Genomic DNA, 25,779 nt, shown 5'->3' on the forward strand with positions numbered 1-25,779 from the left:
CTCCGGCTCAGCGCGCGTGGCGCTGGCGCACGCGGGTAGACAGGCGGAACACGCCGTAGGCCAGCAGCATGCCCAGGATCCCGGCCACGGCATGCGCCCAGTCGAATACGCGCGGGCCGATGCCGCCGACCTGGTCGCCCCACAGGTTGAACAGCACCAGGACGATAGCGGTCAGTCCCAGGCCGGCCAGGAACGCGGCGCGGTTGGCGCCCAGCGCGTAGAACAGGAACGGCAGGCCCAGCCCGACCAGGAAGTGCACCGGGAAGAAGTACACCGAACCGTACGGGCGCAGCAGCGACCAGACGATGGCGGTGAAGACCGCGACGAAGGCAAACAGACCCAGCGACAGGGCGCGGGTCTTGGCGGGGGAAAGACGTGGCTCGGTCATGCGTCACCTGCAGGCAATCGGCGACCGTAACGGAGTCCGTATCACGGCTCGGTCAAGGCCTCGCGTTGCCCACGCGGCTGCAGGCACTCAACGCGAGGCTCGGCACCACTGCCGCTCGCACGGCACGCCGTCGTGGTTGCCGTCCATCTCCACACCCGGGCAGTGCTGCAGGAAATACACCGCTTCGTCGCACGAGGTCATCTGCGCGCAGTGCGTGCGGCCGTCGCAGCGAAAGGCGGGCGCCGGCGCCATCGCCGACGCAGTGGGCGCGGTGGCCGCTGACGACACCGGCACCGACGGCGCCGTAGAGCTTGCCTGCGGTGCCGCCACGAAGCGCAGCGCCGCGTACGCCGCGATCGCGAGCACCGCCAGCAGCATCAGCACGCCGAGCCAGAGACCGCGACGCGGACGCGGTGCCGCACGCTTGGGCGATGCCGGTGCCCGACCAGGACGCATCACCCGCAAGGCCCGCGGCCGTCCCTGCGCGTCGTGCTCCAGGTCGAAGGAGATCAGTTCGCCCACCCGCGGGGGAACGCCGTCGGCAGGAAACGCCGCGCGTTGCACCTCGGCTTCGGTCTCGCGATGGGCAAGGCGCACGCGGCCACAGCCGCGCTCCTCGTTCCACTGAATCAAGGTCCCGTGCGTGCGCATGGCGTCACCGCAAGAAAGTGCATCGCCGCGGTGGACGCCGCCGTGCCCGGTGCGTCCACCGTCCCCACCGCGCCTGCTCCCGCCAGGCGCGGCCCCGCGTGCAGCATGCCATGGCTGTGGCCTGCGTGCCGACCGGCCACCTGCTGCAGGCGCGGTCTCGCGACGGCCGGCAAGCCACGCGCCGCGGCGTCGCCGGCGGTCGCAACTGTCTACCACTGGCCGCGCCGCGCTCGCTAGAGTCCGAAGCGTCGAGCAACGCCGACGCCCGCTCCCACGCGGGGTTGGCGATCGACGCGCAACCCGGCATCGCGGCCGCCGCATGGCGCCGCCCCCGCAGCATTCGTCCCCCGATGCTGCCCTGCCGGGCCCGCGCGTTTCCCCCACGCTCGACGCGACAACAATCTTCAGCGCAGTTGCCTTCCACACGGGGTCAGGAGAGCGACATGGACACGTCTTCGGTCCGCTAGGCCGTTTCACGCATCTACAGCAGCGCCGCCGCGTCTCCACGGTGGCGGTGGATGCTGCACCTCCCATCGCGTCTCTCGCTTCGTCTGCGCGCGCAGGCGGGTGCGTACGCCCGTGCCTGCATGTGGCCCTGGCGCGACGGGCCTCCTTCCATCGCGGCCGCGCAGCAGCGCGGGCGTGCGGCCGGTCCGGGGCCAGGGGATGTCCGGACACAGGACGCGGCATCGCCCGCACGCACCGACGCACACGACCGGAGGTCCATCATGCAACTGCCCCATCCGCGCATTCTCGCCATCGCCACCGTGCTGACCCTTGCCAGCGGCGCCGCCTCCGCCGGGCGCTTTCCGGATTTCGGCTACGCGCCGCCCTCCACCTACAAAGGGCCGCTGTTCCAGCTCAGCCAGGACTATCCGCAGCAACCGCCCAGCGGCCCGTTGCCGGCGTTCTTCCAGAAGCTGCCCAAGCCGCTGAGCAACAACTTCGAAGCCTGGCGCGGCTACGCCGATGCAGTGAAGGCCTACTGCCTGGAAGGCAACGTCGAAAGCGACTGGTACGTGCAGAACAACAAGGTGCGGCGCTGGTACCACGCGCCCTGGCAGCACTATGGCCCGCTCGGACGCGAAGGCGTGCATGGGCTGACCAAGGAGGCGCAGATCCAGGTCAAGCAACTGGCGCCGACCCAGCTCACCACCGGCCAGACCTTCGCGGTCGGCATCTACAACGATGTCGGCGCCTACACTTTCGGCCAGGTGTGGAAGGATCCGCAGAACCCGGACCCGAGCTTCACCACCAAGCCCAACACCTTCCGCGACGGCACCGTGGTGTGCAAGGCGCTGTTCGCCGACGTGAACCTGAGCCAGGTGCCGTTCCTGCAGAACCCGGTGCTGTGGAACGCCTGGGTCACCAACAGCTTCAAGTCCGCCGATCGCGCGTTCAAGCAGGTGGCGCTGATCCAGATGGACTTCGCCGTGCGCGACAGCCGCGTGCCCGGCACCGGCTGGATCTTCGGCACCTTCCAGTACAACGGCGCGGTCAGCGGCAAGCCCGGCTGGCAGAACCTGGTGCCGGTGGGCGTGATGTGGGGCAACGATCCGCAGAACACCGGCGACGACTACACCAACAAGCAGCCGACCCAGACCCGGATCAATCCGCGCATCCTGCAGTCGGCGATCAATGCCAGGCCGGAACTGCCGCCGACCCACCTGGGCTGGAACGGCCGCCTCAACGGCCCGGTGGACAATCCGATCAGCTCCTGCATGAGCTGCCACATGACCGCCGAGTCGCCGCAGCTCTCGCCGATGAACCCGACCTTCCAGGCGCCGGACAAGGTGCCGCCGGTCGGCTCCAAGGAATGGATGCGCTGGTTCCAGAACATCCCCGCCGGGCAGCCCTTCGACGCGGCGGCCAAGAGCACCGACTACAGCCTGCAGCTGGCCGGCGGCATCGCCAACTTCTACGACTGGAAGTGCACCCAGGACGGCGTGTTCGTCAGCGGCGGCAACCTGTGCGAGCAGAGCAAGACCTCGCTGAAGCTGATGCGCTCCACCACGCCACCGCCGACCGTGTATCCGGTCGAGCGCGGGCTGAGCAACCAGGACCTGGAGTAAGCACCGCAACGCCGTGCCTGCCGCGTGCCGTCCGACGGCACCGGCAGGCACGGCCTGCGCAGAGCGCGGCGAAAGGCGCAGATATGCCTGACGTCAGGCGTACTGGCGCCTGCGCTCGCTCAGCCGATCTGCTGGCCGACCCACCAGGTCGTGCCGCCGGCGTCGCGGAAGCCGCCACGCCGGTCCGGATCGTCCTTCTGCACCGGCGCCGGCACCGCGGTGGCACCGGCAGCCAGCGCACGCTGGTAGGTCGCATCCACATCGCGCACGTAGACGTGCACATGCGCCGGCACCGCCGGCCAACCCTCGACCGCATCGCAGAACATCACCACGGTGTCGTCGATGCGCACCTCGCCGTGGGCGAGCAGGCCACCCTCGCCGGGAATCTGCCGCAAGGGTTCGGCGTCGAACACCGCGACCAGGAACGCGATGGTGCGCTGCGCACCATCGACGATGAGATACGGCGAGACCGAGGTGTAGCGCTCTGGCTTGAACGACATGAAGAACTCCTGAAGTCGAGTGTTGCAGGCAGGTCGACGTGTGCGGTGGTGAAGCGCCTCATGCAACGTGCGGTGTGCCGGGAAGCCAGCGCGCCGCGGCGCACCGCCGCGCTCACAGCGCGCACGTGCTGAGCCGCGCGGCCAGGGTAAAGGGAACCGTACCCAGGTCGTCCAGGCCTTCGACATCGAACGCATACGCGCCCTTGACCACGAGCGTCAGTTGCCCGTCGCGCGAAAGATTGAAGGTCAGCGTGTCGACATCGACCGGGTGGTGCGCGCCGGCCACATACAGCGAGCCGTCGATGTAGCCGTCCTGCGGGTTGCGCGGGAAGTCGAAGCGCTGGCCGGCCAGCTCGCCGAGCCTGAGCGACGGCAGCGCGATGCCGTCCAGGCGGATCGCGGTGTCCACGATCTCGCCGGCGTGCAGGAACGGGCGCAGCAGGATCTCCAGCGAGGCGGCGCCCGGGAGGCCGGACAGGATCGCGTGGCGCGGCTTCAATGCGCTGGGCGAGAACGTCGACATCGCGGCGCCGTCCTCAGTGCTGCGCCACCGGCAACACCACGTCCATCAGCGTGGCGTCGTCCGGATCCGGCGTGGCCTTGAAGCCGAGCTGCCGGCACATCGCCAGCATGGTGCGGTTCTCGCGCAACACCTGGCCTTCGACCACCTTGAGGCCGAGCCAGCCGGCGTACTCGATCATGATCCGCATCAACTGCCAGCCGATGCCGTGGCCCTTGAGGTCGGAGCGGATCAGGATGCCGTACTCGCCGCGGTCGTAATCGGCATCGGCATGCAGGCGCACCGCGCCGAGCATGTCGCCGCTGCGCGGCTCGATCGCCACCAGCGCGATCGAGCGCGCGTAGTCGAGCTGGGTCAAGCGCGCGATGAATTCGTGGCTGAAATGCTTGACCGCCTGGAAGAAGCGCAGGCGCAGGTCCTCGTCGGTGACGCGGGCGAAGAAGCTGCGGAACAGCGCGTCGTCCTCCGGCCGCACCGGGCGCACGAACGCGGCGCTGCCGTCGTTGAGCACGATGCGCCGTTCCCACTCCTTGGGATACGGGAAGATCGCGAAGCGCGGATGGCCGCGGCCCTTGTGCAGGCGCCGCGACGGCGCCACCGCCACCCGCGCGTCGACCGCGATCACGCCGTCGCGGTCGGCCAGCAGCGGATTGATGTCCAGTTCGCGGATCTCCGGCAGGTCGGCGGCCAGCTGCGCGAGCTTGACCAGCACCATCGCCACCGCACGCTCGTCGGCGGCCGGCACGTCGCGGTAGGCCTTGAGGATGCGGCTGACGCGCGTGCGGCCGATCAGTTCGTGGGCCAGGCGCAGGTCCAGCGGCGGCAGCGCCAGCGCCTTGTCGTCGATCACCTCCACCGCGGTGCCGCCGCGGCCGAACACGATCACCGGGCCGAAGGTCGGATCGTCGGCGATGCCGGCGATCAGCTCGCGCGCCTTCGGCCGCAGCAGCGAAGGCTGCACCAGCACGCCGTCGATGCGCGCGTCCGGACGCGCGGCGCGTGCGCGGGCGAGGATGCCCTCGGCGGCGTCGCGTACCGCCTCCACGCTGACCAGGTTGAGGCGCACGCCGTCCACGTCGGACTTGTGCGGGATGTCGGCCGAATGGATCTTCACCGCCACCGCCGAGCCCTGCGCCAGCATCGGCGCGGCCACCTGCGCCGCGGCCTCGGCATCGGCGGCGTGCGCCACCGGCGCAGTGGGGATGCCGTAGGCGGCCAGCAGCCGCGTGGTCGCCAGCGGGTCCAGCCAGGTCTGCCCGGCGGCCAGCGCCGCGTCGACGATGCCGCGCGCGGCGGCGGCGTCGAAGGCGAAATCGTCGGGCAGGCTCGGCGGCGTCTCCATCAACGCCGCCTGCGCCTCGCGGTAGCGCACCAGGTGCATGAAGCCGCGCACCGCGTCCGCCTCGGTGGCGTAGGTGGGGATGCGCGCAGCGTTGAGCGTGGCGGTGGCGCTCTCGTCGTTGCCCAGCCACACCGCGAACACCGGCTTGTCGCGGTGATGGCGCGGGCGCTGGCCGAGGATGCGGGTCAATGCCTGCGCCGCCTCGGCCGAGGAGGTGAACGCGGTCGGCACGTTAACTACCAGCACCGCGTCGTTCTCCGGATCCTCCAGCAGCGCACCGGCGGCGGCGGCGTAGCGTTCGCCGTCGGCGTCCACCACGATGTCCACCGGATTGCGATGCGACCATTCCTGCGGCAGCGCCGCGTCCAGTTGCTGCTGGATGGGCGCCGACAGCGCCGCCAGGGTGCCGCCGAGATCGGCCAGCGTATCCACCGCCAGGCGGCCGACGCCGCCGCCGTTGCTGAGGATGGCCAGGCGCCGGCCGGGAAAGGTGCTGAGCCGGCCCAGCGTCTCCGCCGCGGCGAACAGTTCGTCCAGCGCGCGCACCCGCAGCAGGCCGGCGCGGGCGAACGCGGCGCCGTACACCGCATCGGAACTGGCCAGCGCCTGCACGTGGGTGTCGGCGTTGGGATCGATGCGCAGCTGCCGGCCCGACTTCACCACCACCACTGGCTTGGCGCGGGCGGCGGCACGCGCGGCGGACATGAACTTGCGCGCGTCGCGGATGTGTTCGACGTAGAGCAGGATCGCGCGGGTGCGGTAGTCGGTGGCGAAGTAGTCGAGCAGGTCGGCGAAGTCCACGTCCAGCGCGTCGCCCAGCGAGACCACGGCCGAGAAGCCGACCGCGCGCGCCACGCCCCACTCCACCAGCGCCGCGGCGATGGCGCTGGATTCGGAGATCAGCGCCAGGTCGCCCGGCTGCGGGCAGTGTGCGGCGATGCTGGCGTTGAGCCGCGCATGCGGCGCGATCACGCCCAGGCAGTGCGGGCCGAGGATGCGCAGGCCCTTGGCGCGCGCGGCGCTTTCCACCCGCGCCGCGGCCGACCCCGGTCCGCTGCCGAGCCCGGCGGTGAGGATGATCGCCGCGGCGACGCCGCGCCGGGCGGCGATCGACACGATGCGCGGCACCATCCGCGCCGGCGCGGTGATCACCACCAGGTCCGGCACCCAGGGCAGGTCGGTGAGGCGGCGCACCGTGGGCACGCCATCGATCTCGCGGTAGCGCGGGCTGACCCAGCCGATCTGCCCGGGAAACCCGGCCGCGCGCAGGCTGCGCACCACCGCCCGCCCGGCCGAACGCTCGCGCGGGCTACCGCCGACGATGGCGACCGAAGCGGGGCGGAACACGGACTGCAGGTGATAGGTGCTCATGGCGACGGCGGAGGCGAGCGAATGCGCTAACGGTACACGGCTGGCCGCTGCGCGGGGATGATCCGGGTCATCGAGTCGGTGATGTCGACCCTGTCGCGCCTGGCTGCGACAGGGTGCATTGTCGAGATTCCGGCATCCGCGCGTCGGGGCTGAAGCCCCTCCCACAAGGACTCCAGTCGGCCGCCCGGTGCTCATCGCTCACGTGTGCTGCTGGGTCAGGAGCGGCATCGCCGGCAGGCCTCCTTGCGGAGGCGCTTCAGGACACCTCGAATCCCCTTTTCTGCGACGCATCGCGCTGTCTGGTAGGAGCGGCTTCAGCCGCGACCGTGCCTTACCGGTAACGCCTCGTCGCGGCTGAAGCCGCTCCTACGGGTGTGCGTTCGTGCTTGCTCGAGGCGCGCTTCAGGCGCGACGCGACCAAGCCTCAGGCCCACAAGTACAGCGCCCTGATCGGGCTGCCGTCCCCTCCCCGACCGCAAGGCCAGCACCGCCCCCCGGTCCGTCCCCAACCTCTCGAGTTCGCGAAGCCAGCGAACACCACCCACACGCCCCGGGTCAGCACCCGGTCGCATTGGCGGCCGCATAATGCGGCGATGGAGACGACTCGTGCATAGCGGCGGCCTGGAACTGGCGCTGGTGCTGCTGCTGGCCGCGGTGATCGCGGTGCCGGTGTTCAAGCGCCTGGGCCTGGGCGCGGTGCTGGCCTACCTGGCCGCGGGCGTGGTGCTGGGGCCGGACGGGCTGGGCTTCGTGCAGGACACCGAGCGGATCCTCAACGCCGCCGAGATCGGCGTGGTGATGCTGCTGTTCCTGATCGGCCTGGAACTGTCGCCGGCGCGCTTGAAGGTGATGCGGCATGCGGTGTTCGGCGCCGGCAGCGCCCAGGTCGCGCTGACCGCGCTGCCGCTGGGCGCGCTGGCGCTGTGCATGGGCCTGAACTGGAAGAGCGCGCTGGTGATCGGCCTGGCGCTGGCGCTGTCCTCCACCGCGGTGGGCCTGCAACTGCTGGCCGAGCGCAAGGCGCTCAACAGCGACTACGGCCGGCTCGGCTTCGCCATCCTGCTGTTCCAGGACCTGATCGCGATCCCGCTGCTGGCCGCGGTGCCGCTGCTCGGCGGCGCCAAGAACGACACCCTGACCTGGACGGAAGTGGGCCAGGCGCTGGGCGCGCTGGCGCTGGTGGTGCTGTGCGGGCGCTTCGTGCTGCGCCACCTGTTCCGCACCGTGGCGCGCACGCGCATGCCCGAGGTGTTCACCGCCAGCGCGCTGCTGGTGGTGCTGGGCAACGCCTGGTTCCTGCAGAAGGCCGGGCTCAGCCCCAGCCTGGGCGCGTTCCTGGCCGGCGTGCTGCTGGCCGATTCGGAATTCCGCCACGAGCTGGAGGCGCAGATCGAGCCGTTCCAGGGCCTGCTGCTGGGCGTGTTCTTCATCGCCGTGGGCATGGGCATCGACCTGGACCGCATCGTCGCCGAGCCGTGGCTGATCGCCGGGGCCGTCGCCACATTGCTGCTGGTCAAGTTCGCGCTGCTGGCCGGCATCGGCCGCGTGCTGCGCCTGCCCTGGCGCAGTGCGCTGCTGCTGGGCAGCCTGCTGTGGCTGGGCGGCGAGTTCGCCTTCGTGGTGTTCACCGAGGCGCAGCGCGTGCGCCTGCTCGACGACGCCACCCACGACCGGCTGGTCGCGGTGGTCGGCGTATCCATGGCGCTGACGCCGCTGCTGCTGATCGGCATGCAGCGCCTGCTCGGCGCCAGCGAGGCCGGCAAGGGCAAGCAGCCGCCACCGCCGGCGGCGCAGTACGACACGGTGGACACGCAGCGCGCGCAGGTCCTGATCGCCGGCATGGGCCGCTTCGGCCAGATCGTGGCGCGCCTGCTGACCGCGCAGCGCATCCCGTTCGTGGCGCTGGAACACAATCCGGACACGGTGGAGGACCTGCGCCGCTTCGGCAACCAGCTCTACTACGGCGACCCCAGCCGCCCGGACCTGCTGCGCGCGGCCGGCAGCGACGGCATCCGCATCTTCGTGGTGGCGATGGACGACCCGGAGACCAACATCAAGACCACGCGGCTGATCCGCCGGCTCTACCCCACCGCCAAGGTGCTGGCGCGCGCGCGCAACCGCCAGCACGCCTGGCGGCTGATGGATCTGGGCGCCGAGCCGTTCCGCGAAGTGTTCGCCTCCAGCCTGGAGCTGAGCGAGCAGGTGCTGCTCGGCCTGGGCCTGGATGCGGCGACCGCGCGCGACCGCATCGCCCGTTTCCGCGAGCACGACACGCAACTGCTGCGCGCCCAGCACCTGGTCTACGACGACGATGCGGCGGTGGTGCAGACCGCGCGTGCGGCGCGCGCCGACCTGACCAAGCTATTCGAGGCCGACGTCAACGATCCGACGGCGGGGCCGGCGGAGACGACAGGCGCGGGGCAGCCGCGCGGTTGAGGCGGGCGGTTCGGATGCTGCGGCCGGAGCCGCACGGCCAACGGTCTCGCAGGCGTGCGCTGCGTGATGTGCGCTCGTCGCTGCCAACCGCGGTGGTCACGTCGGGCATGTCATCGTCGCGCTCGACGGAGCGCGATTGGATACTGACTAATCGCCCAGCAGCGCACCGACTACAGCGTGGTGCACGTGAAGGGCACCTCAAACAACGCGTCATTGCCGCGGCTCGGCACGATGTATCGCCGCGATTGTAGGAGCGGCTTCAGCCGCGACAGGCATCACCGGGAATGCCCGTCGCGGCTGAAGCCGCTCCTACGAGGGAATTCGACGGCTTCCGCCGCGGTGACGCGGCTGCTGGGCGGCGATGATAGGGACGACGGAAGTGGGCACTGGCATGCCGACACGAAGGCTGATGCCGGGTGCACTCGCTGTCCATTGTGGGAGGGGCTTCAGCCCCGACTGCTGGATCCAGCCGCCATGCATCCGCCCGCCTTTTCATGGAGGCATCTCCCCGAACACTGGCGCGCTCACGCCAGCGCCCGGGGCAGCGCTCAGCGTTTGCGCGCGGGACGCTTCGCGGTGCCGCTGGCCGCGCGCTTGACGGTTTTCTTCGCGGCGCTCTTGGCGGCCTTCTTGGCCGCCGGCGTCTTCGCCGGCGCCGGGGCAGTCTTGCGCTTGGTCGACTTGCCTGGCTTCGCCGAAGCCGAGGCATCGCCCGCCTTGGCCCCGCCACGCTTCGGCGCCGGCGTCACCGGCCGGGTCTCGGTGGTGGCGGTGGCTTCGGGCGGGCGCCGCGGCGGCGGACGGCGCCCGGCGGTCAGGGTGCGCCAGGTGTGGCCGCCGTTGAGCGCCAGCAGCGCATCGGCGGCGGCCGGGCCGGCACTGCCGGCCGGGTACTGCGGGGTCTCGTCGGCCGAGGTCTGCCAGGCGTCGAGGATCGGCTGCACGATGGTCCAGGCCGCCTCGACCATGGTCGCGTCCTGGAACAAGCCGGCCTCGCCGTGCATGCAGTCCTGCAGCAGGCGTTCGTAGCCCACCGTGTATTCCTTGGGGAACCAGTCGCGGTAGCGGAAGTCCATGCGCACCGGCGCCAGGCTGACCCGCGCGCCCGGGCGCTTGACGTCGAACTGCAGCGAGATGCCCTCGTCGGGCTGGATGTGCAGCACCAGCCAGTCGGGGCCGTAGCCGCCGATCTCGGCGCTGCGCAGCGGCGCCAGCGGCGCCGGCTTGAAGCGGATCGCGATCTCGGTGGTGCGCTCGCGCAGGCGCTTGCCGGTGCGCAGGTAGAACGGCACGCCGGCCCAGCGCCAGGTGTCGACCTGCAGCTTCATCGCCACATAGGTCTCGGTGTTGGAATCCGGCGGCACCGTGTCTTCCTCGCGGTAGCCCGGCACCGCGTTGCGGCCGATCGCGCCGGCCGCGTACTGGCCACGCACCACGTCGGCCGGACTCAGCGGCCGCACCGCCTCGATCACCTCGGCGCGCCGGCGCAGCATCGCCGCCGGGGTGAACGCGGCCGGCGGTTCCATGGCGATCATCGCCAGCAACTGGAACAGGTGGTTGGGCACCATGTCGCGCAGGCAGCCGGTGGGGTCGTAGAAACCGCCGCGGCCTTCCACGCCGATGGTCTCGGCCGCGGTGATCTGCACGTGATCGATGCGGTCGCGGTTCCACACCGGCTCGAACAGGCCGTTGGCGAAGCGGAAGGCGAGGATGTTCTGCACCGTTTCCTTGCCGAGGAAATGGTCGATGCGGAACACCTGGTCCTCGTCGAGCACGCGGCCGACGATGGCGTTGAGCTCGCGCGCGCTCTGCAGGTCGTGGCCGAACGGCTTCTCCACGATCACCCGGCGCCAGCCGCCGTCGGCGCTCTGCTTGACCAGGCCGGCCGCCCCCAGCTGCTCGATCACCGGGGCGAAGAAACGCGCTGCGGTGGCGAGGTAGAACAGCACGTTGCCGCCGGTGCGGTACTGCGCGCCGATCTTCTCCAGCAGCGCGCCCAGGCTGCGATAGGTGCCGGCATCGTTGAAGTCGCCGCGCAGGTAGTGCAGGCGCGAACGCAGCCAGCCCCATACCTCCTCGTCCAGGCCATCGGCCTTGAACTCGGCGTCGCGGTCGGCCATCAGCCCGCGCATCGCATCGCCGAGCATGCGCCGCCACGCCACTTCGCTGACCGCGCCGTGGTCCACGCCGATCACCGCGAATTCCTCGGGCAGCGCACCGCTGTGGCGCAGGTTGTACAGCGCCGGCAGCACCAGACGCCGGGTCAGGTCGCCGCGGGCGCCGAACACCACGATCAGGCAGGGAGGAGTGGTCTGGGAAGCATCGCTCATGGATGGGTGTCCTGTTCGCCGATCAAGCCATGCAGGCGCAGCGCCGCGTGGACCAGCGCCACGTGCGAATAGCCCTGCGGGAAATTGCCGAGCATGCGGCCGCTGCGCGGGTCGTACTCCTCGGCCAGCAGGCCGACGTCGTTGCACAGCCCGAGCAGGCGCTCGAACAGCGTGCGCGCCTGTTCGCGGCGGCCGAGCAGCGTGTAGTTCTCCACCAGCCAGAAGCTGCAGGCGATGAAGGTGCCCTCGCCGGCCGGCAGGCCATCGCCGCTGGCGTCGTCGGCGCGGTAGCGCTCGACCAGGCCATCGATGCTCAGGTGTTCGGCGATGGCATCGGCGGTGGCGGCCACGCGCGGATCGTCCGGCGGCAGGAAGCCGACCAGCGGGATCAGCAGGGTCGCCGCATCCAGCCGCTCGCTGCCGTAGCTCTGCACGAAGTAGCCGTCGCGGTGCACGCCCTGCGCCAGCACCTGCGCATGGATCTCGTCGGCCAGCGCGCGCCAGTGCGCGCGTTGCGCGGCATCGGCGTCGGTGACGCCGTCGCGCGCGCCGCAGTCGAACGCCAGCCACGCCATCACCTTGGAATGCACGAAGTGCTGGCGCTTGTCGCGGATCTCCCAGATGCCCTCGTCCGGTTCGCGCCAGCGCTGCTCCAGCTCCTCGAGCAGCTGCCGCGCCAGCGAGCGGCCATGCACCGCCGAGGCCATTCCCTCGTGGTGGCCGCGGTGGAACGCGGCGATCACCTCGCCATAGACGTCGAGCTGGAACTGGCCGACCGCGGCATTGCCCACGCGCACCGGCGAGGCGCCTTCGTAGCCGGGCAGCCAGTCCACCTGCCATTCGGACATGCGCCGTTCGCCGCCGATGCCGTACAGCGCCTGCAACTGGTCCGGCGACCCGGCCACGGTGCGCTGCAGCCAGCCATGGAACGCGGCGGCCTCGTCGAAATAGCCGGCCGAGCGCAATGCGGTCAGGGTGAACACCGCATCCCGCAGCCAGCAGAAGCGGTAGTCCCAATTGCGCTCGCCGCCCAGGCGCTCGGGCAGCGAGGTGGTCGGTGCGGCGACGATCGCACCGGTGGGCAGGTAACTCAGGCCCTTCAGCACCACCAGCGAGCGCCGCACCGCCTCGGTCCACGGGCCGGCATGCAGGCAGCGGTGCGACCAGCCGTGCCAGAACGCTTCGGTCTGCGCCAGCGCCTGCTCCGGCGCCAGCAACGGCGGCAGCTCCAGGTGCGAGGCGCCGTGGCTGAGCACGAACCAGGTGCTTTCGCCGGCCTCCAGCACGAACTCTGCCTCGGTGGCGAAGCCGTGGCCGTGCATGGCCTGCGGGCTGCGCAGCGCGATCTGGTCCGGCCCGGCCACCGCCTGCAGGCCGCCATCGATCTGCGACACCCAGGGAATGGTGCGGCCGTAGTTGAAGCGCAGCTGCAGCTGCATGCGCAGCGGCACCCGGCCCTGCAGGCCGCGCACGATCCGCACCACGTGGTTGTGCATCACCTCGTCGTGGCTGGCGACCATGAAGTCGAGCAGCGCCACCGCGCCGGTGTCGGTCTCGAACCGCGTCTCCAGCACCAGGCTGCCGTCGCGGTAGGCACGGGTGCTGGTGAAGTCGCCTTGCGGCGCGATCGCCCAGCGGCCGTGGTCGGGTTCGCCGAGCAGGGCGGCGAACAAGGCATCGGAATCGAAGCGCGGCAGACACAGCCAGTCGATCGAGCCACGACGGTCCACCAGAGCCGCGCTGCGGCAGTTGCCGAGCATGGCGTAGTCTTCGATTCGCGAGGCCATCGTGGGCGCCGGGGCGGAGGAGCGGCGAGTCTGCCAGCGCCGGTGTTTGCGTCGCGTAATCGCCGCGCGGCACCGTTCAGGCGCGCGCAAGCGGCCGGCTGCGGCTACACTGCGGCTGCGCATGACTTCCGATCCCGCTGCCGCCGCCCTGCGCACTCTGGTCCTGGAGGACGATCCGATACTGCGCGATCGCATCCTGGTGCCGGGCCTGCGCCGTTTCGGCTTCGCCGCCGACGGCTGCGGCACCGGCGCGGAACTGCAGCAGCGGGTGCAGCGCGAGGGCGCCGAGATCGTGGTGCTGGATGTCGGCCTGCCCGACACCGACGGCTTCACCCTGGCCGGCGCGCTGCGCCTGCAATACCCGGACCTCGGCATCGTCATGCTGACCAGCCTGGGCCAGACCGAGGACCGCATCCGCGGCCTGACCGGCGGCGCCGACGCCTATCTGTCCAAGCCGGTGGAAATCGACCTGCTGGCCGCGACCCTGCACAGCCTGGCGCGGCGCGTGAGCGGGCGCCCGCCTGCGGCGCCGGCGCGCGGGCGCTGGCAGGTGAGCGAGGACGGCTGGTGCCTGCTGTCGCCCACCGGCGCCGCCGCCGCGCTGACCGGCAGCGAACGCCGGCTGTGCCTGCGCCTGCTCGAACAACCGGGCCTGCTGGTGGCGCGCGAGGCCTTGATCGCCGCACTCACCGATCGCGTGTACGACTTCGACGCGCACCGCCTGGATTCGATGGTGCACCGCCTGCGCAGCAAGGTGCAGCGCCGCTGCGGCGAGCCGCTGCCGCTGGCCGCGGTGCACGGCAAGGGCTACATCTTCGATCCCGCCGGCTGACCCGCCACTCGCCATCGCGCGCCGCGTGGCGCGGGCAGCCGCGGCAGGCCAAGCCTACGCCGGCACCGAGGCTGGCACTGCATCGGCGTGCGGCAGCACGATGCGGAAGCGCGTGCCCACGCCCACCGTGCTGTGCACCTGGATCCGGCCGCCGGCGCGCACCACCAGGTCGCGCACCACCGCCAGGCCCAGCCCGGTGCCGCTGTCGGCGGGCTTGGTGCTGTAGAACGGCTCGAACACCTGCGCGGCCACCTCCGCCGGCATGCCGTGGCCGTCGTCGGCGACCTCGATGACGGTGCCGTCGTCCTCGCTGGAGACGGCGATGTCGAAATGGCCGCGGTCGGCGATCGCGTCGCGGCTGTTGGAGGCCAGGTTCAGCAGCATCAGGTCGAACTGGCTGCGCTCGAAACGGATCGGCGCCGGCGCCGCAGGCAGCGCGCAGCGCAGCACGATCCGCGCCTCCAGCAGCTGCCGCAGCATCGGCTGCAAGGCCTCCACCGCGGCCGCGGCGTCGAAGCGTTCGACATGCTCGGCGTCGCGGCGGCTGAAGCGCAGCAGCCGGCGCACGATGGTCATGCCGCGCTCGGCCGATGCCTCCACCGCCGCCAGGCTGTCCTCCAGCTGCGCGATGCGCTGCGCGTCGCTGGCCAGGTCGTCGTCGTGGCGCGCGGCGGCGAAGCCGGACATCACCGCCAGGATGTTGTTGAAGTCGTGGGCCAGGCCGCTGGCCATGCGCTCGGTGATCTCGCGTTTCTGCGCGTGGATCAGCTGGGTCTGTGCGCGTTCGCGTTCCTGCATCTCCTGCTGCAGGCGCTGGCCGCGCGCGTTGGATTCGCGCAGGCTCTCGCGCAACGCTTCGGTGGTGCGATCCAGCAGCAGCGCCACCAGCAGGTAACTGAATAACACCGGCAACACGTTGAAGAGCGCCTGCGCCGGCGCGCCGGCCAGTTCGGCCAAGGCGTCGCGGCCCACGCCGACGCCGAGCATCAGCAGCAAGGCGACGAAGGTGACCCACAGCGCGCGGCGCCCCAGCACCAACCCGGCCAGGATCAGCACCAGCATCTGCGCCAGTTGATCCGGCAACTGCCGCTGGAAGCCGTGGATGGCGGCGTTGACCAGCAACGAGCCGAGCATCGCCCCGAGCAGCAGCCGCACGCCGCCGCGCAGGGCGCCATGGCGCACGCGCACGAAACCGATCGCCGCGCACACCCCGATCAGCAGACTCATGGTCAACGAAATCAGCATCCCCGGCGGCAGTGGCTGCCCACGCAGCTGCGGCCAGGCCAGCACCACCGCCACCACGATCGTGGCGGGAATGGTCACCGCCAGGAACAGCAGCAGCAACTGGATCACCCGCGCATTGCGCCGATCCACCTCGTCCACCAGCGGCGCGCGGCCCAGCCAGTTCCAGAACGCCTTCGCCATGCCGCCGTGCTCCATTCCCGTTCAGTGAGAATCCGATGATGATCATGCGAGAACTTGCAGGTGACAAGCCGGTGACGGCGGGCCTAAGTTCGCATGACGGAACACGCCCGGGGACGACGGCGCTGCTCCCAGACCACTCCTGACCGATGCGGAGGCGCACGCGCGCCGCCGACGTCACCTTCTGCCCTGCCGTTTTTCAGCCCGAGATCGCCATGAACGCATGCTCTTCCCTGCGCGGCACCGCCGCCCGTCATCCGATTCCCCGCGCGTACAGCACCCTGGCCCTGGCCTGTGCGCTGTGCCTGACTTCGACGGCGATGGCGCAGACGCCCACCACTCCGACCGCGACAGCCGCCAGCGCCCAGCCCGCCGCCGGCACCGACGCCACGGCCAGCGACGCCAGCGCGACCCCGGCCGCGACCACCTACGACCCCAGCGTCTACTTCAAGGCCACCGGCAGCGCCGACAGCAACGCCGGCGCCGAGGCCGACGGCGACGAAGCGCTGGCCGCCGGCGAGGCCGCCTCGGCGGTGGGGACCGGCACCATCGCGCTCGGCGGCGGTGCGGTCAGCTATGCCAATCACGCGGTGGCGGTGGGCCACAACAGCCTGGCCACCGAAATCTCCACCACCGCCGTCGGCGGCATGCTCGACCTGGATTTCTCCTACAAGCCCAACGGCGTGGTGATCCTGCAGCAGACTTCCGCCACCGGCGTGGCCGCCACCGCACTGGGCGCCGGTGCCCAGGCCAGCGGCCAGTACAACGTGGCGACCGGCGCCGGCGCGATCGCCAGCGACCGCTCCAGCGTCGCCGTCGGCGGCATCGTCGACGTGGGCGAGGAGATGAATCCGGGCTTCGGCGCCGAAGGCACCCAGTTGCAGGCCACCCAGGCCACCGGCCCGCTGTCCACCGCGCTGGGCGGCGGCGCGCTGGCCACCGCCTACAGTTCAACCGCGGTCGGCGCCCTGTCCGAAGCCAGCGCCAACCGCACCGTCGCCGTGGGCACCACCGCGGTGGCCAACCAGTACGCCGCCGTGGCGGTGGGCGCGCAGAGCACGGCCACTGCCGAATGGGCGAGCGCCTTCGGCAACGGCGCACGCGCCTGGGGCACCCACAGCGTGGCGGTCGGCGCCAGCGCGTTCGCGCAGAGCGACGACGGCACGGCGGTGGGCCCGGCGGCGTTCGCCGGCGGTGTCGGCGCCACCGCGCTCGGCAACGGCTCCTGGGCCGGCGGCACCCGCAGCCTGGCCCTGGGCGGCGGAATGGTGTGGAACGGCAACTTCTTCCTCGATACCCCGGTGCTGTTCTACGACAGCATCGCCATCGGCACCAAGTCCGATGTGTTCGGCGACCAGTCGATCGCGATCGGCCCCGGCGCGCGGGTCGGCAACTCGCAGTTCGTCAACGACAAGCAGACCATCACCAACAACAGCGTGGCGCTGGGCGCCGGCTCGGTCGCCGAACGCGACAACACCGTGTCCATCGGCGCGGCGGGCGCCGAGCGCCAGCTCACCAACCTGGCCGCCGGCACCATGGACACCGACGCGGTCAACCTGGCGCAGCTGCGCAACGTCGCCGCCGCGTTCGGCGCCGGCAGCGTGGTCGACGCCAACGGCACCCTGATCGGCGGCAATTACCTGGTGCAGGGCAGCCACTACACCGACCTGGGCTCGGCGATGGGCGCGCTCGACACCGCCCTGACCGGCTTCGGCAACCGCCTGAACACCATCGGCGGTTCCGGCGGCATCAGCGTCGGCGGCGGCGACGGTGCGGCGAGCGCGCCCAGCACCGGCGCCGGCACCAATGCCGTGGCCGTGGGTTCCGGGGCCACCGCCAACGGCAACAACGGCCTGGCGATGGGCGCGCAGGCGCTGGCCTATGGCCCCAACGACACCGCCATCGGCGGCAACGCCACGGTCAATGCCGACGGCAGTACGGCGGTCGGCGCCAACGCCCGCGTCGCCGCGGTGGCGACCAATGCGGTCGCGCTCGGCGAGAGCGCCAATGCCTCGGCCGCCTCGGCCACCGCGCTCGGCCAGGGCGCCTCGGCCAGCGCCGCCAATTCGGTGGCGCTGGGCCAGGGCTCGGTCGCCAACCGCGCCAACACGGTCTCGGTGGGCAGCGCCGGCAACGAACGCCAGGTCGCCAACGTCGCCGCCGGCAGCGCCGACACCGACGCGGTCAACGTGGCGCAGATGCGCGCCGGCAACAGCGCCACCCTGAGCAGCGCCAACGCCTACACCAACACCCGCATCACCGCGCTGGACGACAGCTTCAACCAGTTGCGCACCGACACCGAGCATCGCCTCGACGGCATGGACCGGCGCATGGACCGGCTCGGTGCGATGAGCGCGGCGATGCTCAACATGGCGGTCAACGCCGCCGGTACGCAGAGCCCGCGCGGGCGCGTGTCGGTCGGCGCCGGCTTCCAGGGCGGGCAGCAGGCGCTGTCGGTCGGCTACGCCCGCAAGATCGGCGCACGCGCCTCGTTCAGCCTGGGCGGCGCCTTCAGCAGCGGCGAGTCCTCGGCCGGCATCGGCGTGGGCATCGATCTGTGACGTCACGCGGCGCCGCGCGCGCCGCCGTTTTCTTCTTCTCACCTCTCTTTCCAGGATCTGCAGATGATGTCTTCCAATACGCTCGCCGCTGCCCTCGCCGCCGTCCTGTTCGCCGGTGGCGCGCAGGCGGCCTCTCCCACCATCGGCCTGGGCGGTGTGCAAGGTCCGGTGCCGCAATCGGCCAGCGCCAACGACCTGGGCCAGCGCTTCATCGTCAAGACCCGTGACGGCGGCAGCCAGGCGCGCAGCCTGCTGGCCACCACCCTCAGCAGCGCGGTGGCGCGCAGCGGCATGCAGCGCGCGCAGATCGGCAGCAACGGCCTGACGCTGCGCAGCGCCGTCAGCGCCAAGGTGCTGCGCGACATGGCGGTGCCGGGCTGGCATGTGGTGCAGACCTCGCGCCACCTCAGCGACAGCGAGCGCACCGCCTTCATCAACGAGCTGAAGGCCGATCCGTCGGTGGTGTCGGTGCAGGTCGATCGGCTGTACCGGCGCCTGGACGAGGCCAGCGTGCGCCTGCCGGCCGCCATCGCGGCCGCCGCCTCCACCACCCCCAACGATCCCGCCTACGCCAAGCTGCAGTGGAACTTCCACGACCCGGTCGGCGGGGTCAACGCCGAAGCCGCCTGGACCCGCTCCACCGGCAAGGGCGTGGTGGTGGCGGTAGTCGATACCGGCGTGGTCAAGGACAACCCGGACCTGGCCGCCAACGTGCTGCCCGGCTACGACATGATCACCGACCACCGCGTTTCGCGCCGCGACACGGACGGTCGCGTGGCCGGCGGCTACGACCTGGGCGACTGGGTGGAAGCCGACTACTGCACCGCACTGGGCGCGTCCGGCAATGCGCCGGAGCCGAGTTCGTGGCATGGCAGCCATGTGTCCGGCACCATCGCCCAGGTCACCAACAACAACCTGGCCACGGCCGGCCTGGCCTACGACGCCAAGATCGTGCCGGTGCGCGTGCTCGGCTCCTGCGGCGGCTTCGGCAGCGACATCGCCGACGGCATGCTGTGGGCCGCGGGCCTGCCGGTGGCCGGCCTGCCGACCAACCCGAACCCGGCCGAGGTGATCAACATGAGCCTGGGCAGCGGCGCGCCGGACAGCTGCCCGCAGATCTACCAGGACGCGATCGACCAGATCAACGCCAAGGGCACGATCATCGTGGTCGCCGCCGGCAACTCCAACGCCAACGCCGCCACCTACACCATGTCGTCCTGCAACGGCGTCATCAGCGTCGGCGCCTCGCGGGTGAACGGCGGCCGCGCCAGCTACTCCAATTACGGCACGCGCGTGGACATCGCCGCGCCGGGCGGTGGCGGCGACGTCGACGGCAACCCGAACGGCTACATCTTCCAGGTGATCAACGGCGGCACCCAGAGCCCGACCGGCGACTGGCAGATCGGCGGCATGGCCGGCACCTCGATGGCCTCCCCGCACGTGGCCGCGGCGGTGGCGATGGTGCAGAGCGTGGCCAAGACGCCCTTCAGCTGGACCGGCATGCGCGACCTGCTGCGCGCCAGCGCGCGACCGTTCCCGGTGGCGATCCCCACCACCACGCCGATCGGCGCCGGCATCCTGGACATCGACATGCTGCTGCAGATGGCCACCACCCCGCCGTGCGATCCGTCGGACAGCAGCTGCGTGCCGCCGACCAAGACCCTGGTCAACAAGGTGGAGATGCGCGGCATCGGCAGCCAGGGCGGCGATGCGCTGTACAGCTTCCAGGCCGCGGCCGGCACGGTGGTCAGCTTCATGACCTTCGGCGGCACCGGCAACGTGGCGATGTACGTGTCGGCGGGCAAGACGCCGACCAGCAGCAGCTACGACGCGCGCTCCACACGTGCCGGCACCACCCAGGCGGTGCGCCTCACCCCGTCCAGCGCCACGACCTACTACGTGCGGCTGAGCGGCAGCTACAGCGGCCTGACCCTGGTCGGGCGGCAGTAACGCCCGATCGCGCGGCGGCGCCGTTCGCCGCCGCGCAACGTGCGCGGGAGGAAGACCTCCCGCAGCGGTTCCGAAAGCAGCGACGTACCGACCATGACGCAATTCGCCCACCTTCCGGCGGGGTTTTTTTGCTTGGCGGTGCACGGCGATGCCGCGCGATGCCGCAAGCCCCTCTCCCACCGGGAGAGGGGTTGGGGTGAGGGTCCGGCACCAGGCGCGGTGCAATGGGCGACACGAGGCTACGCCCTACCCTCATCCGGCCCTCCGGGCCACCTTCTCCCGGTGGGAGAAGGAAAAAAGCTAGCGGCTTTCGCGCAGGAACCGCGCCATCGACGACACCCCCGGCAGCGCCGACCGGACACGTGCACGGGAGGAGCGCCTCCCACCGCGATTCCGAACGCATCGACGTGCCTACCATGACGCAATTCGCCCGCCTTCCGGCGGGCATTTTTTTGCTGGATGGTGCACGGCGGTGCGGCGCGAGACCGCAAGCCCCTCTCCCACCGGGAGAGGGGTTGGGGTGAGGGTGCGGCACGAGGCGCGGTGCAATGGGCGAGGCGAGGCGGCGCCCGACCCTCATCCGGCCCTCCGGGCCACCTTCTCCCGGTGGGAGAAGGAAAAACGCTAGCGGCTCTCGCGCAGGAACCGCGCCATCGACGACACCCCCGGCAGCGCCGGCTGGAACTGTCCGGCGACGTCGACGAAGCCGCGCATCACCGCGATCTCGCGCGGGGTGCGGTTCAAGGTATCGCGCAGTTCCGGATCGGCGCCGGCGCGCAGCAGGCGCTGCACCAGCAGCGGCAGGCCGTGCAGCGCGGCCAGGTGCAGCGGGCCGAAGCCGCGCGGATCCTGCACCTCCAGGCTGACCTCCTCGTCGAGCAGGCGCTCGACGCCGGCCAGCACCACCGGCTCCTCGCAGGCCGTGCCCGGTTCGGCGCGCGCGCCCAGCAGCAACAGCAACGGCGTGACCCCGCCGGCGGAACCGCGGTCGGCCTCGGCGCCGGCCAGCAGCAGCGTGTCCAGCAGGGCCAGCAGGCGCGACTTGTCGCGCGCGGTGAACCCGTACAGCGCGGCGCAGTGCAGCGGGGCCAGTTGCTGGGCGTCGCCGGCATGCACGTCGGCACCGGCGGCCAGCAGCCGCGCGGCGATGTCCGGCAGACCCAGCGCGCAGGCCAGCATCAGCACGGTGACCCCGCCCGGCAGGCGGTGTTCGATCTGCGCGCCGGCCTGCAGCAAGGCCGCGACGATCTCGGTCTGGCGCATGCTCACCGCCGCCGACAGCGGCGTGGCGCCGCTGGCCGCGGCGTGCTGCAGATCGGCGCCGCGCGAGAGCAACAGTTTCACCGCCTCGGCATGGCCGCCGCCGGCGGCGCGCAGCAACGCGGTGCAGCCCTGCGCGTCCACCGCATCCACCGGCAGGCCGAGGTCGATCAGCCGGCGGATCGCCTCGGCGTCGCCGACCATCGCCGCGGCCGGCACGTCGGCCTCGCGCAGCGGGCGCCGCGGCAGCGGCCAGGTGCGCCAGTCCAGCCAGTCGGCCAGGTCGCGGCGACCGCTGGCCAGGGCCACGCCGAGTGGGGTCTGGCCGTCGGCGGCGCGCGCGTCCGGCGAGGCGCCCTGCTGGATCAGCAGTTTCAGCGAGGCCTCGCGGCCCAGCGCGGCGGCCAGGTGCAGCGCGGTCATGCCGTGGCTGTCGCGCGCCTCGCGGTCGGCACCGCGCTCGAGCAATTGCAACTGCAGCCGCAGCCAGCCCAGCCGCACCGCCAGCGACAGCGGCGGATCGCCAGCCGGCGACGGCGCGAACGGATCGGCGCCGCGCTCCAGCAGTTCCAGGGCGAACTGTTCCAGCGCGCGCGAGGCGTGATCGTGCTGCGCGCAGGCGGCGAGCAGCCGGGTCAGGCCGCCGCGGCCGGCCGGCGACACGCCGTGGCGCAGCATCGCCTGCAGGCTGGGCACCGCCTCCACGCCGCGCGAGAGCAGCGCGAACATCGGGGTGTCGCCGCAGGCATCGAGCACCTCCGGCTCGGCGCCATGCGCCAGCAGCCAGTCCACCGCCTGCGCGTTCAACGCCAGCGGCGGCTCGTGCAGCAGCGCGCCCAGTTCCTCCGCCGCGCACAGCCGCGCCAGCGCGGCCAGGCCGTCGCGCGGCTGGCCCAGTTGCAGGCCTTCGCGCAGCAGTTCCAGCGGCGGCCGGTCGGGCAGTCCGGCCGGGCCGGTCTCGCCCTGGCCGTCGCTGACCGCGGCCGGCAGCGGATAGTCCGGGTCCAGCGCGGACACGATCGCCCAGCGCCCGGCCTCTGCGGCCAGGTCGACGGCGCGGCGGCCGCTCTGGTCCGGCAGCGCCGGCGCCACGCCCAGCTCCAGCAGGCGCCGGATCAGCCCGGGGGCGACGTGGTCGGCGGTGCAGGCCAGCAGGATCGCGTTGCGGCCATCGGCATCGACCGCGACCAGGTCCGGCTTGTGCGGCAGCAGCCGTTCCAGCACCGCCACGCGACCGTAGCGGGCGGCTTCCAGCCACGGCGTGCGGCCCAGCGCGTCGCGCGCTTCCAGGTTGGCGCCGGCGCCGAGCAGGGCCTGCACGATCTCCACGTGGCCGGCCTGCGCCGCCTCGTGCAGCGCGCTGCGGCGCTGGCGATCGCGCGCGTCGACCCGCGCCTTGTGCTTGAGCAGCAACTGCACGCCGGCCGGATCGTCTTCCTCGGTGCCGGCCGCGGCCAGCAGCACCGGACTGGCCTCGGCCGGCTCCGGCTTGGCGCCGCGTTCGAGCAGGAACTTGGCCATGCGCCAGTTGCCGACCTGGCAGGCCACCGCCAGCGGGGTCAGGCCGTCGCGGTTGGCCGCGTCCAGTTCGGCGGCGGCGTCGCGCAGCAGCGCGGCCACGCCCGGGTCGGAGCTGCGTGCGGCGTGATGCAGCGGGGTGTTGCCGTCGCCGTCGCTGGCGCGCGGGTCGGCGCCGTTGGCGAGCAGGGTCATCACCGCCTCCGGGCGGCCATGCCAGCTGTCGCGGGTGGCGGCCAGCAGCGGGGTCATGCCCAGGTGCGGGCGATTGACGTCGACCCCGCGCACGATCAGTTCGCGCAGCAGGCGCAGGTCCGGCAGCACCGCGGCCAGCACCGGCAGGCTGCGCTGGTCGCGCCACTCGGCGGCGGGCAGCGCATGCGGATCGGCGCCGGCCTGCAGCAGTTGCAGCGCGCGATCGACACGGCCACCGCGGGCGGCGTCGTACAGCGCCGCATGCAGTTCGTCCTGCGCCGGCGGCGGCTCGTCCGCGCGCGGCGCGGCGGTGGCGCTGAGTTCGGCGAACAGGTCGGCGGAGGACACCGGCGGGGTCAGCGTCTGCGGCGGCGCCACCCGTTGCAGGCCGGCGTGCAGCAGCGGCGACAGCAGCGCATAGGCCAGCGCCAGCGGCCAGCGTGCGGCCTCGGCGAGCAGCCCCGGCCAAGCCAGCACCACGCCGAGCCCGGCCAGCACCAATACCAGCGCGGCCACCGCCAGCCCGCGCCAGGCCTGCACGTCCTGCTGCGCCAGCGCCTGCCAGCGCGCACCCAGCGGGCCGCCCTCGGCATCGCTGCCGTGCCACAGCGGCCAGGTCCGCCACAGCCCGAGCAGCGCGGCACTGGCGGCCACGCTCAGCGCCAGCGCGGCGGCCAGGCTGCCGCTGTCGTGCAGCGCCGCCAGCGGCCAGGCCACCAGCACCGCGACCAGCGCCATGCCGCCGGCCCACAGCACCAGCAGCGGCGCCGCCGCGCCGACCAGGTCGCGCGCGGCGCGCGGACGCGGCCGGCTGCCACGGTGCCAGGACAACGCCAGCGCGAAGGCCGGTTGCGCCAGCCAGGCGCCCAGGGCGGCGGCCAGCGGGCCGATTCCGGCGGCCAGCGCCAGCACCGCGCCCAGGGCGGCGGCGAGCATCGGCGCACGCGCGCGGAGGAAAGAGTCAGTCATCGTGTCGATCGGTGGTGCCGGGCAGAGACGGCGGCAATTGCAGATGGAAGCCGCAGCCGGCGAGGTTGGCGCGCACCGCGGCCGGATCGGCGCGGGCCAGCGTACGTTCGGCGGTCAACGCCACCTCGAGCACGAACGCCAGCGGCTGCAGCGACGCCAGCAGCGCCGGCGGCAGACGGCCGAAGTCGTCGCGGGCGGCGAGATACAGATAGGTGTCCGGCTTGCGTCGGCTTTTGTAGACGTAGGCTTGCATGCCCGTGGCGTGCGCCTGGCGTGGAAAGGCAAGCGATTGTGGAGGAAATGCGCCAGCGGCGAAAGCGCACGCCGGCCCTGCGCTGAACGGATCCGGGCGCGGGCGCTATTCACGTTCGCGTCGCCGGTGTTTCACGGCATGACCGAATGCGTCGATATACTGCGGTGATTGTCCTTGTATGGAATACCGCGTGACCGAAGCGTCCCCGTCGCCCCGCATGGCCCCGGTGGCCATCCGCGCCTACACCGCGACCAACGCGCTCGGCAGCGGACTGCAGGCCCAGGCCGCGGCGCTGCGCGAGGGCCGCAGCGGCCTGCGCCGCAACGACTTCGGTCCGCAACCGCTGGAATGCTGGATCGGCCGGGTGGACGCGCTGGAAACCGCCGCGCTGCCGGAGGCCCTGGCCGCGTGGGAATGCCGCAACAATCGCCTGGCCTGGCTCGCCCTGCAACAGGACGGCATGGCCGCCGCCGTGGCCGCCGCGGCGCAACGCCACGGCGCCGAGCGGGTGGCGGTGGTGATGGGCACCTCCACCTCCAGCATCGGCGCCAGCGAGGAGGCCTACACCCGGCTCGAGCACGACGCGGACGGCCCGCGCATGCCCGCCGACCTGGACCGGCCGATCGTGCACACCCCGCATTCGCTCGGCGATTTCGTGCGCGCCGCCACCGGCCTGCGCGGCCCGTGCATCACCGTCGCCACCGCCTGCTCCTCCAGCGCCAAGGTGTTCGCCCAGGCCGCGCGGCTGATCGCCGCCGGCGTGGTCGATGCGGCCCTGGTCGGCGGCGTGGACACGCTGTGTGGCAGCGTGCTGTTCGGCTTCAACTCGCTGCAGGTGGTGTCACCGGAGCCGTGCCGGCCGTTCGACGTGCGCCGGGTCGGGCTGTCGCTGGGCGAGGCCGGCGGCTACGCGCTGCTGGAACGCGCCGATGCCGCCGACGCGCCGCCGGCGCAGGCGCTGCTGTGCGGCTATGGCGAATCCAGCGACGCCCACCACATGTCCGCGCCGCATCCGCAGGGGCTGGGCGCCGGCCTGGCGATGCGCGGCGCGCTGCAGCGCGCCGGCGTGGACCCGGCCGAGGTCGGGTATCTCAACCTGCACGGCACCGCGACCCCGGCCAACGACAGCGTCGAGGCCGCCGCGGTGGCGGCATTGTTTCCGCCGACCCTGCACGCCAGTTCGACCAAGGCCTGGACCGGGCACACGCTCGGCGCCGCCGGCATCGTCGAGTCGGTGTTCGCGCTGCTGGCGCTGCGCGACGGCCTGTTGCCCGGCACCCTCAACAGCGAACTGCCCGACCCCGCCTGCGGCCCGCAGATCCGCTTCGCCACCGCCCATGCACAGGTCCGCTACGCGATGAACAACTCCTTCGGCTTCGGCGGCAACAACTGCTCGCTGCTGTTCGGCCGCGCATGAGCACG

16 protein-coding genes are annotated in these 25,779 nt (G+C 72.0%); 6 read left to right on the forward strand and 10 right to left on the reverse strand.

Annotation, left to right across the window (positions count from 1 at the left end; all coding sequences use genetic code 11):
- Positions 1-7: 7 nt before the first annotated feature.
- Positions 8-388, reverse strand: a complete 381-nt coding sequence (locus tag AC1PMG_RS20440) for a hypothetical protein (protein ID WP_481110060.1) — start codon at positions 386-388, stop codon at positions 8-10.
- Positions 389-475: 87 nt separating this feature from the next.
- Positions 476-1,039, reverse strand: coding sequence for an excalibur calcium-binding domain-containing protein (locus AC1PMG_RS20445; protein ID WP_481110061.1), 564 nt, complete (start codon positions 1,037-1,039; stop codon positions 476-478).
- Positions 1,040-1,767: 728 nt separating this feature from the next.
- Between AC1PMG_RS20445 and AC1PMG_RS20450 the strand changes: the two genes are divergently transcribed.
- Complete coding sequence (locus tag AC1PMG_RS20450) at positions 1,768-3,111, forward strand: hypothetical protein (RefSeq protein ID WP_481110062.1); 1,344 nt, start codon at positions 1,768-1,770, stop codon at positions 3,109-3,111.
- A 119-nt stretch (positions 3,112-3,230) separates the two neighbouring features.
- On the opposite strand, the gene AC1PMG_RS20455 is transcribed toward AC1PMG_RS20450, so the two are convergent.
- From AC1PMG_RS20455 to AC1PMG_RS20465, 3 genes are all read right to left on the reverse strand, one after another.
- On the reverse strand, positions 3,231-3,611 hold the full coding sequence (locus AC1PMG_RS20455; protein WP_481110063.1) for a VOC family protein: 381 nt from the start codon (positions 3,609-3,611) through the stop codon (positions 3,231-3,233).
- Positions 3,612-3,723: 112 nt separating this feature from the next.
- A complete protein-coding gene (locus AC1PMG_RS20460; protein ID WP_481110064.1) occupies positions 3,724-4,134 on the reverse strand; it encodes a hypothetical protein in 411 nt (136 codons plus the stop codon).
- Positions 4,135-4,147: 13 nt separating this feature from the next.
- Positions 4,148-6,844, reverse strand: a complete 2,697-nt coding sequence (locus AC1PMG_RS20465) for a bifunctional acetate--CoA ligase family protein/GNAT family N-acetyltransferase (protein WP_295924372.1) — start codon at positions 6,842-6,844, stop codon at positions 4,148-4,150.
- A gap of 606 nt (positions 6,845-7,450) precedes the next feature.
- Here AC1PMG_RS20465 and AC1PMG_RS20470 point away from each other — a divergent pair.
- Positions 7,451-9,280 (forward strand): monovalent cation:proton antiporter-2 (CPA2) family protein, encoded by a 1,830-nt coding sequence (locus tag AC1PMG_RS20470; protein ID WP_481110065.1) that lies wholly within the window; start codon positions 7,451-7,453, stop codon positions 9,278-9,280.
- A gap of 548 nt (positions 9,281-9,828) precedes the next feature.
- Here AC1PMG_RS20470 and zwf read toward each other — a convergent pair.
- Together zwf and AC1PMG_RS20480 are read right to left on the reverse strand one after the other, a co-directional pair.
- Positions 9,829-11,610 carry a glucose-6-phosphate dehydrogenase gene (gene zwf, locus AC1PMG_RS20475; RefSeq protein WP_481110066.1) on the reverse strand — a complete coding sequence of 594 codons (1,782 nt, stop codon included), beginning with the start codon at positions 11,608-11,610 and terminating at the stop codon, positions 9,829-9,831.
- On the reverse strand, positions 11,607-13,397 hold the full coding sequence (locus tag AC1PMG_RS20480; RefSeq protein ID WP_481110067.1) for a glycoside hydrolase family 15 protein: 1,791 nt from the start codon (positions 13,395-13,397) through the stop codon (positions 11,607-11,609). The genes zwf and AC1PMG_RS20480 overlap by 4 nt, the downstream gene beginning before the upstream one ends.
- Positions 13,398-13,518: 121 nt before the next feature.
- Here AC1PMG_RS20480 and AC1PMG_RS20485 point away from each other — a divergent pair, with 121 nt between their 5' ends.
- Positions 13,519-14,229 carry a response regulator transcription factor gene (locus AC1PMG_RS20485; protein ID WP_017915915.1) on the forward strand — a complete coding sequence of 237 codons (711 nt, stop codon included), beginning with the start codon at positions 13,519-13,521 and terminating at the stop codon, positions 14,227-14,229.
- Positions 14,230-14,283: 54 nt separating this feature from the next.
- Here AC1PMG_RS20485 and AC1PMG_RS20490 read toward each other — a convergent pair whose 3' ends face one another.
- Positions 14,284-15,654: a sensor histidine kinase gene (locus tag AC1PMG_RS20490; protein WP_481110068.1), complete on the reverse strand. Its 1,371-nt coding sequence runs from the start codon at positions 15,652-15,654 to the stop codon at positions 14,284-14,286.
- Positions 15,655-15,866: 212 nt separating this feature from the next.
- Here AC1PMG_RS20490 and AC1PMG_RS20495 point away from each other — a divergent pair, with 212 nt between their 5' ends.
- Positions 15,867-18,212 (forward strand): YadA family autotransporter adhesin, encoded by a 2,346-nt coding sequence (locus AC1PMG_RS20495; protein WP_481110069.1) that lies wholly within the window; start codon positions 15,867-15,869, stop codon positions 18,210-18,212.
- 63 nt (positions 18,213-18,275) lie between these two features.
- Entirely contained in the window at positions 18,276-20,162 is a 1,887-nt protein-coding gene (locus tag AC1PMG_RS20500; RefSeq protein WP_481110070.1) for a S8 family serine peptidase, read from the forward strand.
- Positions 20,163-20,786: 624 nt separating this feature from the next.
- Here AC1PMG_RS20500 and AC1PMG_RS20505 read toward each other — a convergent pair.
- Both AC1PMG_RS20505 and AC1PMG_RS20510 read right to left on the reverse strand, forming a co-directional pair.
- Positions 20,787-24,104 (reverse strand): ankyrin repeat domain-containing protein, encoded by a 3,318-nt coding sequence (locus AC1PMG_RS20505; RefSeq protein WP_481110071.1) that lies wholly within the window; start codon positions 24,102-24,104, stop codon positions 20,787-20,789.
- Positions 24,097-24,357 carry a YcgL domain-containing protein gene (locus tag AC1PMG_RS20510; RefSeq protein ID WP_481110072.1) on the reverse strand — a complete coding sequence of 87 codons (261 nt, stop codon included), beginning with the start codon at positions 24,355-24,357 and terminating at the stop codon, positions 24,097-24,099. Before AC1PMG_RS20510 ends, AC1PMG_RS20505 begins: the two co-directional genes overlap by 8 nt.
- 217 nt (positions 24,358-24,574) lie before the next feature.
- Here AC1PMG_RS20510 and AC1PMG_RS20515 point away from each other — a divergent pair, with 217 nt between their 5' ends.
- Positions 24,575-25,774 (forward strand): beta-ketoacyl-[acyl-carrier-protein] synthase family protein, encoded by a 1,200-nt coding sequence (locus AC1PMG_RS20515; RefSeq protein ID WP_481111725.1) that lies wholly within the window; start codon positions 24,575-24,577, stop codon positions 25,772-25,774.
- Positions 25,775-25,779: the final 5 nt, after the last annotated feature.

The organism is Xanthomonas sp. NCPPB 2250 (genome assembly GCF_056725265.1).